Source organism: Methylobacterium sp. J-088, from assembly GCF_022829295.1.
Lineage (GTDB): Bacteria > Pseudomonadota > Alphaproteobacteria > Rhizobiales > Beijerinckiaceae > Methylobacterium.
In genome coordinates, this window is the sequence record NZ_JAKSYH010000037.1 from 1 (window position 1) to 16,858 (window position 16,858).

Genomic DNA, 16,858 nt, shown 5'->3' on the forward strand with positions numbered 1-16,858 from the left:
CTCAGGCTCGCTTGACTATGCTGGATCGCTCGACGGACTGCCCCCGTCGTTGTGGCGCTGCCGTGAAGAACCTGGCCCATAGCGCATCCCTCCACTCCGAGGTGAAGAGTGCACCATCAAACCCTGGGATCAAACATCTAGGGACTGGTGGGACGGTTCTCCGCCTCGCCTCAGGCTGCGAAGGTCCCGAATCGCCGCCTATGGCAGCGCGCTCGTTGGGACCGACTCCCTCGCGTCCGCCACGCTCTGGAGGGAACACACAGGTTTTCCGCCAGAGGTCGTCGGCAGATCACGGGTTCGAGCGTTGCCCGAGTCCGAGGCGGCGCTGGGGCCGCACCGGCGATGACCGAGGCAGGCGGCTGTCGACCGATACAAACCAGGGTGTCGAATGGGGAGGATAGCCGGGGTGCTGAGGATCGGGAGCTTGTCATCGAACGGCGATGTACGAGCGGCTGCGCGAGACGCGATGACGATGGCACTCGCCACGTTCAAGCCAGGTAGGCCCGTCCTGGTCGTCAGCCACTTCGACGCGGACGGTCTGACTGCCGCCGCCATCCTGATCCGCGCCCTCCGGCAGGCTGGAAGGGACGCGGTGTCCGTCGTCGTCGGCAAAGGGGAGTCGCCGTGGGATCCTGAGGTTGCCGATCGGCTTGCGGAAGACAACCCCGGCGGCCTGATCGTCGCCGACCTCGGCACCCGAGCCGATCCCGTTCTACCGGGCTGCCCGACGCTCGTCATAGACCATCACGTCCCAACCGGCGAACCGAGGGATGCCGTCACGATCAGCGGAAACGGCCTCGATCCCGAGCCGACCACCGCCTTGCTTGCCTGGTGGGCCGCCGGCGCCATCGGAGATCAGGCCGACCTCCTATGGCTGGCGGCCGTGGGCTTGATCGGTGACATGGCGGAGGGCCTCGACGTCCCCGAGATCGCCGAGGCTCAGGCTCGCTGGGGCAAGACGGCTCTTCGCGATGCCACGTCGCTCGTCAACGCCCCGAGGCGGACGGCTGCGGCCGATGCCAGCCCCGCGCTTCGCCTCCTGCTTGCGTCCGACGGCCCGAAGCGCATCACCAAGGGCGACGACGACGATGCGCGAGCCTTGCATGCGGCCAAGACCGAGGTTCGGATGGCCATGGACACGGCCAAACGCGTGCCGCCTAAAATCGGCGGCGACGTCGCGCTGATTTCGCTCGACTCCCCATGCCAGATCCACCCCCTGATCGCCCAGCAGTGGCGGGGGCGCCTGAAGGACAAGATCGTGATCGCCGCCAACGCCGGCTACCGCCCGGGGTGGGTGCACTTCGCGGCAAGGTCGGCCAGTGGGCGGGATCTGATCGCCTTCCTCGCCGAGCATCGTCCGGCCAACGCCGACGGTCGCTACGGCAACGGCCACGCACAGGCGACCGGCGGGGCGCTGCGCAACGCCGACTGGAACCACTTCATTCGGGGACTTGGGTTTCCCCAGGCACGGGTGCAGGCACGACCGGCAATGATCGTCCCTTGAGGCTGGGCTTTCCCGTCAAGGTGATGGGGCGGCCAGACCTGAAGTCGCAGGACACACGGCGCTGGCAGAAGGGCCCGCCCTCAAGTGTTCCCTCTAACTGCTCGACCACGTCCTGGGCTACCTAAAGTTCAAGAACCTGGACATGTACCGCATGTCGTCGGACATCGCGCCCTATGCGACCCATCCGGACATGCCGCAGTTCCACAACATGGTGGCGGAGAGCGATGACGAGTTGCGGGCGTTCGGCGCCAAGGCCCGGGCCGACGACATCCAGCTGTCGTTCCATCCCTCGCAGTATGTGTTGCTGAACGCCCCGAACCCCGAGCTCACGAAGAAGAGCATCTGGGATCTCTCCAGTCAGGCGGAGATGCTGGATCGAAGGGAGCTGGGCGACGAGGCGGTGATGATCACCCACGTTGGCGGTGTCTACGACGACCACGAGGCGAGCCGGGCGCGTTGGGTCGACGGCTGGAACCTATGTCCGGAGCACGTGAAGCGCCGGCTGGAGCTTGAGAACGACGATCTGCGCTTCTCGGCGGCGGACGTGCTCTGGATCCACGAGCGTACCGGCGTTCGGCTCATCTTCGACGACAAGCATTTTTGGTGCCTCAACCCCGAGCGGTTGGACATGCGCGAGACCTTCGCGCGCTTCCTTGCGACGTGGCCGGCCGGCATCCGACCGAAGATGCACTTTTCCTCGCCGCGCACAGAGTTGCGCGAGATCAAGCAGAAGATCACCTCCAAGCAACGCGAGGCTGCCAAGGCCGGGAAGGCCAACGGTTCCAAAGCGTTGCTGAAAGCGCCGGTCAAGGCGACGGCCCGGTTCAAGACAGTGTTGCGGCCTCCCACATGGACAGGTCACGCCGACTTTACGAACCCCTTCGAGTTCGCGACTTTGATGCGGATGGCCGAAGGACTCATCTTCGACGTGATGCTGGAGGGGAGGTCCAAGGACCTCAGCCTGCTGCGGCTCCGTCCTGATCTGCTGCGATTCGCACCCGACATCGCCGCTCGGTTCGGCATCACCGCACAGGAGGCGACGGACGACGAGGAGCAACCGGAGGAGGGTGTCGATGCCGACGGAGAGGCGGATGTCGACGAAGGGCACGTCGAAGCCGCGGAATGACCCCGGAAAACCGATGTACCTGCAGACGTTTGGTCGGTAGGCGCGACCAGGGAACCGGAGCGCGGAACTCATCATGAGCGACACGGCATCAAGAACCTCGGATGGTCCCCATGTCCGCACGACTGCCATGCCGCGCGACACGAACGCGGCGGGTGCGATCTTCGGCGGCTGGACGGTGTCCCAGATGGATCTAGCAGGCGGCACCTTCGCCTCGCAGCGGGTGAAGGGACGCATCGCGACGGCCAGCATCGACGCGATGCGCTTCCTCCGACCCATCGCGGTGGGTGACGAGGTGCGTTGCTCATGCACTCTCCAGGACGGGGGTGAGATGTCGTTCGGCGGGAAGGTTGAGGTTTGGGTCCGCGACCGCATCGGCGGAGATGGGGAGAAGGTCACTGAGGGCGTCTTCACCGCCGTCGCCGTGGACGACGACGGGAAGCCACGGCAGGGCAACGACGGTTGATCGAACTATCGATGGAATGGGCCGCGACCCGCCGTCTTGGAGACCGCAGCGGGCGGCCCCGGTGAAATCGAACCGGACCATGCCGTAGTTCTGACCGCCGTGGGACAGGTCGCTTAGGTGATCCTGTCGAGCGGTGATGCAGCTGCGGGCATCGGGCGCGACGTCCAGGGTCCGCCTGCTTCGGCGGCACCGGGAAAGGCACCGGTGCCGCGGCCAGGATCGGCCTCCACGGCGCGTTCCAACCCTCCACCCGGGGAGACGAAGGCCGCGCTTACGGGTTGAACGCCCCACGGTCTTTCCGTCGCGGTCGTGGCCTTGCGCGAGACGCGCGAGACGCCTTCGGGATATGGTGGACGTACGGAACGAAGGGGACGCTGAGCGGTCGGGATTGGGTTTTCCCCTGGTTTGGCAAGGACCCGCGACGGAGTCGCAAGGAGCGGTGAGCGAGGGATGTTCGGTCGGAATCCGCAGGTCGAAGACCGTAGACAGGTGGCATTGGCCGACTACGGCATCCTCGACACGCCTGCCGAGGCCGAGTTCCAGGACATCGTGAAGGTCGCGTCCGAGGTCTGCGGCATGCCAGTCTCACTGATCTCTCTCCTCGACGGCGAGCGGCAGTGGTTCAAGGCCGAGGTCGGCTTCGGCCAGGACGAGACGCCCCTGTCGCAGTCGATCTGCGCCTACGCCGCGCAACAGGACGACATCTTCGAGATCGAGGACTTGACCCGGGACCGTCGCACGGCCTCCAACCCGCTCGTCACCGGAGGCCCCCAGGTCCGCTTCTACGCGGGCGCGCCGCTGATCACGCCCGATGGCGTGTCCCTAGGCGCCCTGTGCGTCCTCGACACCAAGCCCAACAAGCTCACGCCTTCCCAGGCGTTCGTGCTCCGCACCCTGTCACGCCAAGTGATCACGGTCCTGGAACTGCGGCGCTCCCTCCGGCAACGCCGGGAGAGCGACCGACGCAACAAGGCCATCCTGCAGAGCGCAGTCGACTACGCCATCGTCTCGCTGGACTTGAAAGGCTTGGTCACGAGTTGGTCCCCTGGCGCCGAACACATCCTCGGTTGGGACGAGGCCGAGATGTGCGGCAAGCCGGTTCACGTATTCTTCACCGAGGAGGACGTCTACGCTGGCATCCCCGAGCAGGAGATGGCCTCCGCACTCCTGCACGGGTGCGGCACCGACGAGCGCTGGCACATCCGCAAGAGCGGCGAGCGCTTCTGGGCCAACGGCGAGATGATGCCGCTCTGGGACGAGCACGGCCGGCACGAGGGCTTCCTCAAAATCCTCCGGGACCGCACCAGCCAGCGGAACGCCGCCGCCAAGGAGGCGGCTGACGCCGCGTTCATGCGGGGCGTGCTGTCCTCGTCGGCCGACTGCATCAAGGTGCTCGACCCGAACGCCCGGCTGACCTTCATGAACGATGGTGGCTTGGCCGTTATCGAGGCCGATGACTTCAACCAGGTCAGGGGCTGCGACTGGACCGGTTTCTGGCAGGGGAAGTCACGGGACGACGCGAGGGCGGCGTTCTGGGCGGCGCTGGCTGGCGGCACTGGGCATTTCCAGGCACCGGCCGACACGCTCAAAGGCACGCCCAAGTGGTGGGACGTGCAGGTCACCCCGATTCGCGACGCCGAGGGCCGCCCCGAGCGGCTCCTTGTGGTCTCGCGCGACATCACCAAGCAGCGGGCCTCGGACCAGCTTGTCACCGAAAGCGAGAAACGCTGGCGCGGCCTGTTTGAGGGCATGCAGGAGGGCTTCTTCAGCGGCGAGATCATCCGTGACGCCGACGGCAAGCCGGTCGATTACCGATTCGTCGAGATCAACCCCGCCTTCGCGGCCCAATCTGGACTACCGGTCGAGACCGTGGGCCGGACCTTGCGGGAGACCATCTCGGACATCCCGGACTGGGTGATCGAGACCTACGCGCGGGTGGTCGACACCGGGACGCCCGAGGTCTTCGAAATCGCGGTGCCCGAGCTGCGGCGCACCTTCGAAGTCCGGGCCTACCGCGAGACCGAGCAACGCTTCGCCGCGATGTTTATCGACGTCTCTGAGCGCAAGCGGGCTGACGCCATGCGCGCCGCTCTTGCTGAACTCGGCGACCGGCTGCGCAACACGGACAACCGGGCGGAGAGCGCCAAGGTTGCTGCGGAGATCCTCGGGCGCACCCTCGGATTGTCCCATGCCGGATACGGGTCGGTCCACCACGACAGCGAGGCCATCGACGTCGGGCAAGGCTGGACCGCATCGGGATTGCCGTCGGTCAACGGCATTCACGCGTTCCGGGATTACGGCTCGTACATCGAGAACCTCAAGGGCGGCCACGCGGTCATCATCGACGACGTGACCGAGGATCCTCGGACATCCGAGGACGCCGCGGCCCTCGCTGCCATCCATGTCCGCTCACTGCTCAACCTGCCGCTCATGGAGCACGGCCGGTTCGTCGCGCTGCTCTACGCCCTGAAGGACGCCCCCTACGCCTGGACACCGGCGGAGATCGGCTTCGCCAACACCATCGCGGACCGGACCCGAGCGGCCATGGCGCGTATTGAGGCGGAGGAGCGGCAGACGACGCTCAACCTCGAACTCAGCCACCGCATGAAGAACATGCTGGCGATGGTGCAGTCCATCGCCACCCAGACCATGCGCACGGCGACCGACCTGGACGCGGCCAAGGAGACCCTCGCGGGCCGGCTCATCGCGCTCAGCAAGTCCCATGACCTACTGCTCGACGGCTCGGTGGGCTCCGCCCCCATCGAGACTCTAATCCGGAACGCCTTGCGGAACCACGAGGACAACGCGGGTCGCTTCGTCCTGGAAGGGCCGAGCTTCACGGTCGGCTCGAAGGCGGCGATGTCGCTGTCGCTGATGCTGCACGAGCTCGCCACCAACGCGGCCAAATACGGGGCCCTATCCACGGCGATCGGCAAGGTGTCGGTTGTCTGGTCGCTGCGCCAGAACGGTGGCGAGCCACACTGCGTCCTGCGTTGGTCGGAGCAGGGCGGTCCGGTGGTCGTACCGCCGACGCGGACCGGGTTCGGGTCCAGGCTGATTGGGCGGGGGCTCGCGGGAAACTTTGGCGGCGAGGTGGATCTCTCGTACCCGGCAGCCGGCGTCGTATGCCTGATCGACGCCCCCCTCAAGGGCCTTCAGGCGGAGGATGCGCCGACCGCCGGGCACTAAGGCCGCCGATGGCTCGCCGGGACGGCCGACGCAAGGTGGCCGACGCCGCATCGCAGGCGGTGATGCCACGAACGCCACGTCCCGTTTTCGCACGGATGCGCAAGCCGGGGATGCCGCTAGTGGTTGACCGACACCGGGAAGTCCATGGTCGAGATCGGTAGGTCCCAAACCGGTCGGATGTAGCGTTATCCGACGGGGAGATGCCGGCCATGGGCGCGTCAACAGCCTGACGGCAATGATCTGCCCGACCTCTGCGCCGAGAGCGTCAGGGGTTCGTGCCGGATCGCCTTCAGACACTCGGCCGATTGCGCGGCGTCCGTCGGACGCTGGCCTGGCGCTTCGGGCGGGTGGAGCGAATTTTCGCACGTATGGGTTCCACGCCCGTGGGCCGGCACGTGCGACCGGGTCGACCGATCCGACGGGCAAGCGGCGGTCACCGAGCAGTCGACGAAACCTGTTCGACTGTAGCAGGATGCAGGCGTTCGACGGCCGCGGCCACGTCCTGGAGGCTGGCGTCCCCCTTGCGCAGGACGCTATCGGCGCCCGCGAGCCGGCGTCGCTCCTCCGCAGATACGTCCCTGGCGCTGAGCACCACCACCGGCACCTCCGCGCAGGCCGGCATGGCGCGGAGCTCGCGTAGGAAGGTGAACCCATCCATCACCGGCATCGTCAGGTCGAGGAGCACGAGCCCCGGGCGTGCCTCGCGCACCCGCGCAAGCGCCTCAGCGCCGTCTCCGGCCTCGCGCACCGCGAACCCGTGCCGGACGAGGGTCGAACGAAGCCGGCGGCGCATGTCGGCGTCGTCGTCCACGACGAGCACGTCGCCCGCATCGGTGCCGATGCGGTCGAGGACGCCGCGCAGCCGGGGCCAGTCCACCGGCTTCGGGATCGATCCAGCTGCGCCGAGTGAGGCCCCGAGCGCCGGGTCGGCGACGAAGCTGACCATGACGACCGGGATATCCTGCGTGATCTCGTCGGCCTTCAGCGTGGCCAGGACGGCCCAGCCGTCCATCTCCGGCATCATCACGTCGAGCAGGATCGCCATCGGACGAAGCTTCCGAGCCAAGTCGATCCCGCTTCGTCCATCGGCGACGGCCCGGGCCGCGAACCCCTGTCGTGTCAGGTAGCGGACCATCAGGTCGCGCTGGCTCGCCTCGTCGTCGATGATCAGGACGACGTGGCCGTCCCCGTGCGGCTCAGCATCCGTGAGCGGTGGCGACGGGAACGTGCTTTCCTGCTGCGGGTCCGGTAGGATCGCGGGGAGCGCCAGCGTGAAGGTCGTCCCGACGCCCTCGGCGCTCGTCACCGTGACGTCGCCCCCCATCAGCCGCGCGAGTGCCTTAGTCAAGGCGAGGCCGAGCCCTGTGCCGCCGAAGCGGCGCGTGGTGGTTTCGTCGGCCTGCTTGAACCGCTCGAACAGGCCCGCAACCTGTTCCCGCGTCATCCCGATGCCGGTGTCAATGACGGCGAACGTGAGTCTGTCGCCCCCCTGGCGGCGCTCGCGGCGGACTCGCAGCGTGACCGTGCCGCCTTCCGTGAACTTGGCGGCGTTGCCGAGCAGGTTGAACAGGCACTGGCGCAGCTTCACCGCATCGGTGCGCATCTCGCCGAGGTCCGGCGCCAGGTCGAGCGCGAAGCGGTTGCCCTTCTTGGCGATCAACGCCTCGACCGTCCCCGCGGCGTCGCGGGTGAACGCCTCGACCACGACGTCCTCGGCGTAGACGTCCATTTTCTCGGCCTCGACCTTCGACAGGTCGAGCACGTCGTTGATGAGCCCGAGCAGGTGCTGGGCGTTCGACTTGATCTTGCCCAGGTCGCCGACCAGGGCGTCCTCGCCCGCATCCTCGGCGTCCTCCTCCAGCATCTCGGCATAGCCGATTACCGCTGAGAGCGGCGTGCGCAGCTCGTGGCTCATGTTGGCCAGGAATGCGCTCTTGGCGCGGTTGGCCCCCTCCGCCGCGTCGCGCGCCTCGCACAGCGCGGTCTCGTACTGGTGGCGGGCGGTGACGTCCGCGTGCACGCCGACCCACTCTCGGATCGTGCCGTCAACGTCGTGGACCGGGATGGCGCGGACCGCGTAGTGCCGGAAGAAGCCGTCCGGCGCCCGGATGCGATGCTCGATCGCGAAGGATCCGCCCGAGCGGACCGCATCCGTCCAGGCCCGGACCGTCTCGGGCAGGTCCTCGGGATGGATGGCCGATGCCCAGCCGCCCCCGCGGTACTCGGCGAACGCCTGGCCGGTGATCTGCTCCCAGCCGGGCTGCTCCTCGACAAAGTCGCCGGAAACGTCGGCCGTCCACATCACACCGTCCACCGCGAGGACCGCGGAGCGGAAGCGAGCCTCGCTCACGTGCAGGCGGCGCTGGACGCGCCGCTGGTCGAGGGAGCCGGCCATCATCGCCAGGAACAGGATGACGAAGGTTACGCCGGCCACGGAAAGGGCGATGGTCTGCTGGTTGGCTCCCAGGGCGGTGGCGTGGGCGGCGTGGGCTCCGGCCTCCTCCGCGGTGAAGGTCGCTGCGGCCATGCCGGTGTAATGCATACCGGCCACCGCCAGGCCCATGACGCAGGCGGCGGCGAGCTTCTGCCAGGGGCGATTGCGCCGGAAGGTCAGCCACAGGGCGGCCGTCGCCGCGGTGACCGCGATGGCCACGGAAACCGCGACGATGGCGGGGTCGAAGGCGAGGTTGCCGGGCACGCGCATCGCGGCCATTCCGGTGTAGTGCATGGCGGCCACGCCCACGCCCATGAGCGGCCCGGCGACGAGAAGCGCCCGCATGCCGGTTCCGCGCACCGCGACCCAGGCGAAGGCGGCGGCGGTCACGCCGACCGCGATCAGCAACGACAGGAGCGTCAGGCCCAGGTCGTATACGGCGGGCATGCCCATCTCGAAGGCGATCATGCCGACGAAGTGCATCGCCCAGATGCCGCCGCCCATCGCCACCGCGGCCCCGGCGCCCCAGGCCCAGCGCGGACCGATATCGGGCTTGCGCACGCGCGCGCCGAGGTCGAGCGCCGCGTAGGACGCGAACACCGCGATGACGATGGACAGTCCGACGAGGGCCGGGTTGTAGCCGGTGTGAACCATGGGCGACCGAGTCCGGGTAAGCGCCGTGCCGTGGTGGGGCACGGAGCGATGATGTGGGCGCGAACGTGACGCCGTGGGGCGGCGGGATGACGTCGGCCCGATCCGCCACCGGGGCAAGACGCCATCACGGCGTCCGTTCCTGTCGAGGCTCGGCGCATCGGGAAAGGTGCGGCCTCTGAGCGTCGTGACCGGGTCGAAACGCGTCCGGCGACGTTACCTGCCTGGGCGCCGCGCGTAGCCGGCACAGCGTAAAGAGTTTGACACCCCATGCCGACCGACGAAGCCGTGATCCCGCGCCCGCCTGCCCAGGTGCCGCCGCCCCTCGTCCCGGGCCTGCGCGGGCTCCTGACCCTCGCGGTCGGCGTCGTGCTGATCGCCGCCCTCTACTTCGGGCGCGAGGTGTTCATCCCCCTGGTTCTGGCGGTGCTCCTCAGCTTCGTCCTTGCGCCGGTGGTGAACTTGCTGCGCCGGATCAGGATCGGACGCGTGCCCTCGGTCATCGTCGCGGTCCTGCTGGCGCTCGGCGTTATCGGCGGCATCGGCGCGGTCATCGGCACCCAGGTCGCCGGGCTCGCCGGCAACCTGCCTCAGTATCAGACCACCGTGCAGAAAAAGTTCGCTGGCCTGCAGGACGGATGGCTGGGGCAAGCCAACAGGGTCATCGCCAAGTTCAGCCATCAGGTCAGCGACGCCACCCAGAAGGCGGATGCAGCCGGAACCAGCGCAGCCACGGGTCCCGGCGGGGATACCCCGAAGGCGCAGCTCGTGCGCGTCCAGGAGCCGGACATCTCGCCGTTGGCGCTGGCCGAGAAGGTGCTCGGGCCGATCTTCGAGCCCCTGACGACGGTCGGCATCGTCCTCGTCGTGGTCGTGTTCCTGCTGCTTCAGCGCGAGGATCTGCGCAACCGCATGATCCGCCTGTTCGGGTCGAGCGACCTGCACCGCACCACCGTGGCCATGGACGACGCGGCGGGCCGGCTCGGCACCTACTTCCTCGCCCAACTCGGCATGAACGCCGCCTTCGGCGTCATCGTCGGCGTCGGCCTCTGGATCATCGGCGTGCCCAACCCGCTCCTGTGGGGTGTGTTCTCGGCGCTGATGCGCTTCGTTCCCTACATCGGCGCCTTCATCTCGGGCATCCTTCCCGTGGCGCTCGCGGCCGCGGTCGACCCGGGCTGGTCGATGGTCATTGCCACCGCGGCCCTGTTCCTGATCGCCGAGCCGATTTTCGGGCAGGTGATCGAGCCGCTGCTCTACGGCCACTCCACCGGGCTGTCGCCGTTCGCGGTGATCGTCTCGACCCTGTTCTGGGGGTTTCTCTGGGGGCCGATCGGCCTGATCCTCGCTACCCCGTTCACCGTCTGTCTCGTCGTGCTCGGACGCCACGTCGACAGCCTGGAGTTCCTAGACATCCTGCTGGGCGACCGGCCGCCGCTGACGCCGGTCGAAAACTTCTACCAGCGCATGCTGGCCGGCGACCCGGACGAGGCGCGCGACCTCGGCGAGGCCATGCTGAAGGAGCGCTCGTTGTCGTCATATTACGATGAAGTCGCGCTCAAGGGCCTGCAACTCGCCGCCAACGACTATGCCCGCGGCGTCGTCATCCCGGCGCAACTGGAAAACATCCGCGCGTCCGCCCGTTCGCTGGTCGAGGATTTCGAGGCGCACGAGGACGCCGAGCCGACCCGCGACACCAAGGCGGTCAACCCGAGCGAGACTCCGACGCTCGCCGAGAGGGCGCACCCGAAGAACGAGGCGGTGCCAGGCCAAGCTCCGCCCCGCGAGGCCCTTCCCGAGGCATGGCGCGGCGAGACACCGGTCCTGTGCGTGGCCGGGCGAGGTCCGCTCGACGAGGCGTCCTCGGCGATGCTGGCGCAATTGCTGCGCAAGCACGGGCTCGGCGCCCGTGTGACGCCGTACCAAGCCGTCTCTCGCGACGGCATCCGAGACCTGGACGTGGCGGGGGTGGCCATGGTCTGCGTGTCCTACCTCGACATCTCCGGCAACCCGGCGCACCTGCGCTACCTGCTGGAGCGCCTGAAGCGCAGGGTGCCCGGCGTGCCCGTGCTGGTCGGCTTGTGGCCCGAGGGCGAGAAGGTGCTCACCGACGCCAGCCTCGGGCGCGAGGTCGGCGCAGACGTCTACGTGTCCTCCCTCCGCGCGGCCGTGGAGGCGTGCCTTCGCGCCGCTGGGGGATCGACGGAGATCCCTGGTTCGTCCACCGGGATCCGGGCGGCGTGAACGCGGCGTTCGACCCTCGACCGCCATCATCGTGGGCTCTGTCCACCAGGAATGTCCGGGTCGTGCGCGCCTCGGCACACGTGGACTGAGGGTCACGGCCGAGGGGGGGCGATCCGATGCGCCACGTTGCATTCGTTGGCGCGCCGGGCCACCGCCTCAATGTGCTGCGAGGCCGCGGCGGTCCTTGACGGTTCGCCTTCCGAACGGACATTCGAATAGGCGGGGGGCGGGTCATTTGCGTGGCCGAATTTCACCCCTGCCTATGTCCGTCTTCGGGCAGCCCTCATAGCCGCTTCAACTTTCCGCAACGGGTGCAGGCTGTGTGAAAACGCGTTGATTTGGTAGGATAGATCCTGGTCTGAGGAGGCCGGGATGAAGCGCTTCATCGCAGGCGAGGATCGTCGGCAGATCACGCTCCTTCCCGACGGCTTGGACGACTACATCACCGCCGACAATCCGGTTCGCCTCGTCGAGGTCTCTGTCGATGAGCTGGATCTAGCCGCGCTCGGCTTCGCGGGCGCCGTGCCGGAGGCAACGGACCGTCCGGCCTATCACCCGGCGACGCTGCTCAAGATCTGCCTTTACGGTTACCTCAACCGCGTCCCGTCGAGCCGCCGCCTCGAACGCGCGAGCCAGCCCAACATCGAGCTGATCTGGCTCACCGGCCGGCTGATGCCCGACTCTAAGACGCTGGCCGACTTCCGCAGGGACAATGGCCCGGCCATTCAGGCGGCCTGCGCGCAGTTCGTAGTGCTGTGCCGCCAGTTGAACCTGTTCAGTAAGACCGTCGTCGCGATCGATGGCAGCAAGTTCAAGGCGGTCAACAACCGCGACAAGAACTACACCGCCGCCAAGGTCGAAGCCCGGCTGGCGCAGGTCGAGACGAGCATCGGCCGCTACCGCGCGGCGCTGGATCGGGCCGACCGCGTGCCGAGCGATGTCGCCGAGGCGCGCACGACGCGGCTCAACGAGAAGATCGCTCGCCTGCGCGAGCCGATGCAGGTCCTTCAGGCGATGGGTCGGCAGGTCGAGGCCGCCCCCGACGGCCAAGTCTCGCTGACCGATCCCGATGCGCGCTCCATGGCGGCCAGCGGCAAGGGCACCGGCACGGTCGGCTACAACGTCCAGGCCGCGGTCGATACCAACCACCACCTGATCGTGGCGCATGCGGTGACCAACGTCGGCAGCGACCGGGCGCAGCTCGCACCGATGGGCCTCCTGGCGCAGGCCGCGACGGGATGCGCGACGCTCACGGTGCGGGCCGACCGGGGCTACCGCAACGGGGGCAGGTGCCGGGCTGCGAGGGCACGGGCGTGCTGCCGTACGTGCCCAAGACCCTGACCTCGGTCCATGCGAAGCGCGGCCTCTTCACGGGATGGGACTTCATCTACGACGCTGGACATGACCCCTACATCTGTCCGGCCGGCCAGCGCCTGACCGAGGGGCTTGTCCGGTCCGATCGCCGAACCGAGGGCGACGCGATGGACCACTACCGCAACCTGACGGCCTGTCTCGATTGTGCGCTCGAGCCCCGCTGCCCGCCCGCAGAGACGCGGCGGGTCAGACGGTGGGTGCACGAGGACGTGCTCGATGCGATGCAGGAGCGGCTCGACCGGATGCCGGACGCGATGAAGATCCGTCGCCAGACGGTGGAGCACCCGTTCGGCACACTGAAGGCTTGGATGGGAGCAACACACTTCCTGACCCGGACCTTGGCGACGGTCAGGACCGAGATGCGCGTGCAGGTTCTGGCCTACGACATGAAGCGGATGATCCAGATCTTCGGGGTCGGTCCGCTGATGGCAGCGATCCGAGCCTGAGGCCCACCACCGCACGCCGCGACACGACTCCGCGCGTCACCCCAAATCCTGAAGGATCTGCGTTCTCACACGGCCTCGGTGGGTAGCGGACGTTCCGGATGGCGGTGCGGCCGCTTATCTGACGGCGATCTAATTTCCCTGATGTGACAGTCGTGAGCTTGTAAGAACAAACCCTGGCGCGCATGGCTGCCCCATGTCCGTGCGTCGCACCGTCACCGTCTCGATCGCACCGGAACAGGACGCGCTCCTTCGCGCCTTCCTTGCCTCCGGCCGCTACCGCAACATCAGCGAGGTCATGCGCTCCGCGCTCCGTCTTTTGGAGCGTGACGAGGCCGTGGCCCTCTCGGCGATCAGAAATTCTGGTGTCAGCCATGAGGTGCTGCGTGGCTGAGCTGACAGGCCAGCCGGGCGGGTTCCTCAAGGGCGGCGGAGAGATGGGCGCGCTCATGCGTGCCTACGATTGGTCGACGACCACACTCGGGCCAAAGGAGCGCTGGCCTCAATCGCTCGTGACGCTCGTGCGCGTCATGCTCAATTCGCAACAACCCATGTTCATCGCGTGGGGGCCGGACCGCACCCTGGTCTACAACGACACCTACGCGCCGATGCTGGGCGGGAGGCACCCGTCAGCCCTCGGACGCCCGTTCTTCGAGATCTGGCCTGAGGTCCGGGACGCGGTGGGTGCTTTAATGGACCGCGTGTTCACGGGCGACCCCGTGCACATGGATGACCTCCAACTCACCCTTCATCGCAACGGCTATCCCGAGGAAACCCACTTCGCGTTCTCCTACACCCCCGTCTTTGGGGATGACGGAGCCGTCGCCGGCCTGTTCTGTGCCTGCACCGAGACAACTCGTCAGGTCCTTGCCGAGCGCCAGGCCGCGTCCGAACGGCAGCGGCAGCGGGTGATGCTGCAGCAGATGCCGGGGTTCGTCGCGGTGCTGCGGGACCCACCTCACATCTTCGAGTACGTCAACGACGCCTATGTCACGATTGCCGGGCAACGCGACTACCTGGGGCGCAGCGCCCGCGAGGTGTTCCCGGAGGTCGAAGGCAAGGGGTTCTTCGAGCTGCTCGACCGGGTCTACAAGACCGGCGAGGCGTACACGGCCAGCAATCAGCCGATCCGGTTCGCCGGCGATGACGCCGATCGCTTCATCACCTTCATCTATCAGCCCATTCGCGACGCGGCGGGCGCCGTCACCGGCATCTTCGTCGGTGGGTACGAGATGACCGACCAAGTGCGCGCGCGCGCCGCGCTAGCTGAAAGCGAGAGCCGCTACCGCGCCCTGTTCGAGAGCATAGACGTCGGGTTCTGCATCATCGAGTTGAGGTTCGAGGGCGATCGCGCCGTCGATTATCGCATCGTCGAGGCCAATCCCGCTTTCGAACGGCAGACCGGGGCCAACGTCCTCGGTTTATGGGTAAGCGAGTTCGCGCCCGATCTCGAACACCATTGGTTCGAGACCTACGGGCATGTCGCGCTGACCGGCGAACCGGCGCATTTCGAGAACAAGGCGGACGTGTTCGGGCGGTGGTTCGACGTGCGCGCGCTCCGCGTCGGTGACCCGGGGGAGCATCGCGTCGCGGTCCTGTTCAGTGACATCTCCGAACGGAAGCGCATGGAGGATGCACTCCGCGTCATGAACACGACGCTGGAGCGACAGGTTTCCGAACGGACGGCGGAGCGGAATTTCCTCGCGACCATCGTCGAGCGCACCGACGTCCTGGTGATGGCCGCGGACCTGAACTACACCATCCTGGCCATCAACAAAGCGAATGCCGACGAGTTCGAGCGCATCTACGGCGTGCGCCCCAAGGTTGGCGATAACATGCTCGATCTGCTCGCGGACCAGCCGGAGCATCAGGCGCAGGTACGGGCCGGATGGGGCCGGGGGCTTGCCGGCGAGGAAACCACCTTCGTTGAGGACTATGGCGATCCCGAGCGGACCCGTCCCTATTACGAGATCAAGTTCCGCACCCTGCGCGATGAACGCGGCGAGCGCGTGGGTTGCTACCAGTTCGTGGCCGACGTCACGGAACGGTTGCGCGGCCAGGCTGAGCTGGCCCAGGCTCAGGAAGCCCTGCGCCAATCGCAGAAGATGGAGGCGGTGGGCCAACTCACCGGAGGCTTAGCTCACGACTTCAACAACCTGCTGGCGGGCATCTCCGGCTCACTGGAGCTGATGCAGACCCGGATGCAGCAGGGCCGCCTTACGGACGTGGACCGCTACATGACGGCGGCACAGGGGGCAGCCAAGCGCGCTGCGGCCCTGACGCATCGCCTCCTCGCGTTCTCGCGCCGCCAGACGCTCGATCCGAAGCCCACCGACGTGACCCGGCTTGCCACGGGCATGCACGACCTGATCCAGCGAACGGTCGGACCCGGCATCCCGGTCGAGGTCGTCGGCGCGACCAATGGCTGGCCTGCCTTGGTGGACCCGCCGCAGCTTGAGAACGCGCTTCTGAACCTCTGCATCAATGCGCGCGACGCGATGCCGGATGGGGGCACCATCACCGTCGAGACCGCAAACAAGTGGATGGACGAGCGGGCCGCGCGACAGCACGACTTGCCCGAGGGGCAGTACCTTAGCCTTTGCGTGACCGACACCGGCACCGGCATGCCACCTGAGGTCGTCGCCAGGGCATTCGACCCGTTCTTCACGACGAAGCCCATCGGCGAGGGGACCGGCCTCGGCCTGTCGATGATCTACGGCTTCGCCCAGCAGTCAGGCGGGCAGGTTCGGATCTACTCGGAGGTCGGGCAGGGCACCACGGTGTGCATCTACCTGCCGCGCCACTATGGGGAGGTCGAGGATGAGACGAGAGATCAAACGATCGGCGAACTGCCACGCTCCGAGGCTGGTGAGACGGTCCTGATCGTCGACGACGAGCCGACCGTGCGCATGCTGATCACCGACATCCTTGAAGACCTCGGCTACGCGGCGATCGAGGCTGGAGACAGTGCCACTGGCCTCAAGGTGCTGCAATCGGACGTGCGTATCGACCTGCTGGTCACGGATGTTGGGCTGCCGGGTGGCATGAACGGGCGGCAGATGGCCGACGCCGCGCGGGTCCACCGTCCTGAACTAAAGGTGTTATTCATCACGGGCTACGCAGAGAACGCAATCCTCGGCAACGGGACGCTTCCGCCGGGCATGGCGGTGCTAACCAAGCCGTTCGCGATGGACCGCATGGCTGCGCGCATCCGCTCGATGATCGAGGGCAGCAAGGAGCAGGCGCTGCGCTCATAGTCGTGTGTCCGCTATGGGTGACTATCGGATTTTGGCTCTTGATCCGACAGCGGACGTTCCGCATCCGACCCAACTTTGCCGTTAGCCGTCATCCCCGCCGTAATCCGGAAGCGGTCGTCCGTTTTGCTGCCGCTTCCAGGAGTTCCTACCGGAGTTGCCGGGTTGGGGCTCGT

At 67.3% G+C, this 16,858-nt stretch carries 8 protein-coding genes and 1 pseudogene; 8 read left to right on the forward strand and 1 reads right to left on the reverse strand.

All coding sequences use genetic code 11. The annotated features are described in order from the left end of the window. Positions 1-466 precede the first annotated feature (466 nt). The 4 genes from MKK63_RS03285 (at position 467) to MKK63_RS03300 (ending at position 6,282) form a co-directional block, all read left to right on the forward strand. Positions 467-1,504: a phosphoesterase gene (locus MKK63_RS03285; RefSeq protein ID WP_243998682.1), complete on the forward strand. Its 1,038-nt coding sequence runs from the start codon at positions 467-469 to the stop codon at positions 1,502-1,504. 151 nt (positions 1,505-1,655) lie between these two features. Further along, positions 1,656-2,630, forward strand: coding sequence for a UV DNA damage repair endonuclease UvsE (locus MKK63_RS03290; RefSeq protein WP_243998684.1), 975 nt, complete (start codon positions 1,656-1,658; stop codon positions 2,628-2,630). A gap of 73 nt (positions 2,631-2,703) precedes the next feature. Continuing rightward, positions 2,704-3,093, forward strand: coding sequence for an acyl-CoA thioesterase (locus MKK63_RS03295; protein ID WP_243998686.1), 390 nt, complete (start codon positions 2,704-2,706; stop codon positions 3,091-3,093). A 450-nt stretch (positions 3,094-3,543) separates the two neighbouring features. After that, complete coding sequence (locus tag MKK63_RS03300; RefSeq protein ID WP_243998688.1) at positions 3,544-6,282, forward strand: PAS domain-containing protein; 2,739 nt, start codon at positions 3,544-3,546, stop codon at positions 6,280-6,282. A 433-nt stretch (positions 6,283-6,715) separates the two neighbouring features. Here the strand turns inward: MKK63_RS03300 and MKK63_RS03305 are convergent, their stop codons facing one another. After that, on the reverse strand, positions 6,716-9,370 hold the full coding sequence (locus MKK63_RS03305; protein WP_243998690.1) for an MHYT domain-containing protein: 2,655 nt from the start codon (positions 9,368-9,370) through the stop codon (positions 6,716-6,718). A gap of 267 nt (positions 9,371-9,637) precedes the next feature. Here MKK63_RS03305 and MKK63_RS03310 point away from each other — a divergent pair, with 267 nt between their 5' ends. The 4 genes and pseudogenes from MKK63_RS03310 (at position 9,638) to MKK63_RS03325 (ending at position 16,685) form a co-directional block, all read left to right on the forward strand. Then, the gene (locus MKK63_RS03310) at positions 9,638-11,611 is read left to right on the forward strand and encodes an AI-2E family transporter (protein ID WP_243998692.1); all 1,974 of its coding nucleotides are present in this window, start codon (positions 9,638-9,640) and stop codon (positions 11,609-11,611) included. A gap of 372 nt (positions 11,612-11,983) precedes the next feature. Further along, positions 11,984-13,431: pseudogene (locus MKK63_RS03315) on the forward strand (IS1182 family transposase). Between the two features lie 193 nt (positions 13,432-13,624). Beyond that, positions 13,625-13,822: a type II toxin-antitoxin system ParD family antitoxin gene (locus MKK63_RS03320; protein ID WP_243998694.1), complete on the forward strand. Its 198-nt coding sequence runs from the start codon at positions 13,625-13,627 to the stop codon at positions 13,820-13,822. A gap of 43 nt (positions 13,823-13,865) precedes the next feature. Continuing rightward, positions 13,866-16,685: a PAS domain-containing protein gene (locus MKK63_RS03325; protein ID WP_243998707.1), complete on the forward strand. Its 2,820-nt coding sequence runs from the start codon at positions 13,866-13,868 to the stop codon at positions 16,683-16,685. The last annotated feature ends 173 nt before the right edge of the window (positions 16,686-16,858 follow it).

Coding starts and splice junctions, on each gene's coding strand:
- MKK63_RS03285 (WP_243998682.1), top strand. CDS start 467: ATGACGATGGCACTCGCCACGTTCAAGCCAGGTAGGCCCGTCCTGGTC.
- MKK63_RS03290 (WP_243998684.1), top strand. CDS start 1,656: ATGTCGTCGGACATCGCGCCCTATGCGACCCATCCGGACATGCCGCAG.
- MKK63_RS03295 (WP_243998686.1), top strand. CDS start 2,704: ATGAGCGACACGGCATCAAGAACCTCGGATGGTCCCCATGTCCGCACG.
- MKK63_RS03300 (WP_243998688.1), top strand. CDS start 3,544: ATGTTCGGTCGGAATCCGCAGGTCGAAGACCGTAGACAGGTGGCATTG.
- MKK63_RS03305 (WP_243998690.1), bottom strand. CDS start 9,370: ATGGTTCACACCGGCTACAACCCGGCCCTCGTCGGACTGTCCATCGTC.
- MKK63_RS03310 (WP_243998692.1), top strand. CDS start 9,638: ATGCCGACCGACGAAGCCGTGATCCCGCGCCCGCCTGCCCAGGTGCCG.
- MKK63_RS03320 (WP_243998694.1), top strand. CDS start 13,625: ATGTCCGTGCGTCGCACCGTCACCGTCTCGATCGCACCGGAACAGGAC.
- MKK63_RS03325 (WP_243998707.1), top strand. CDS start 13,866: ATGGGCGCGCTCATGCGTGCCTACGATTGGTCGACGACCACACTCGGG.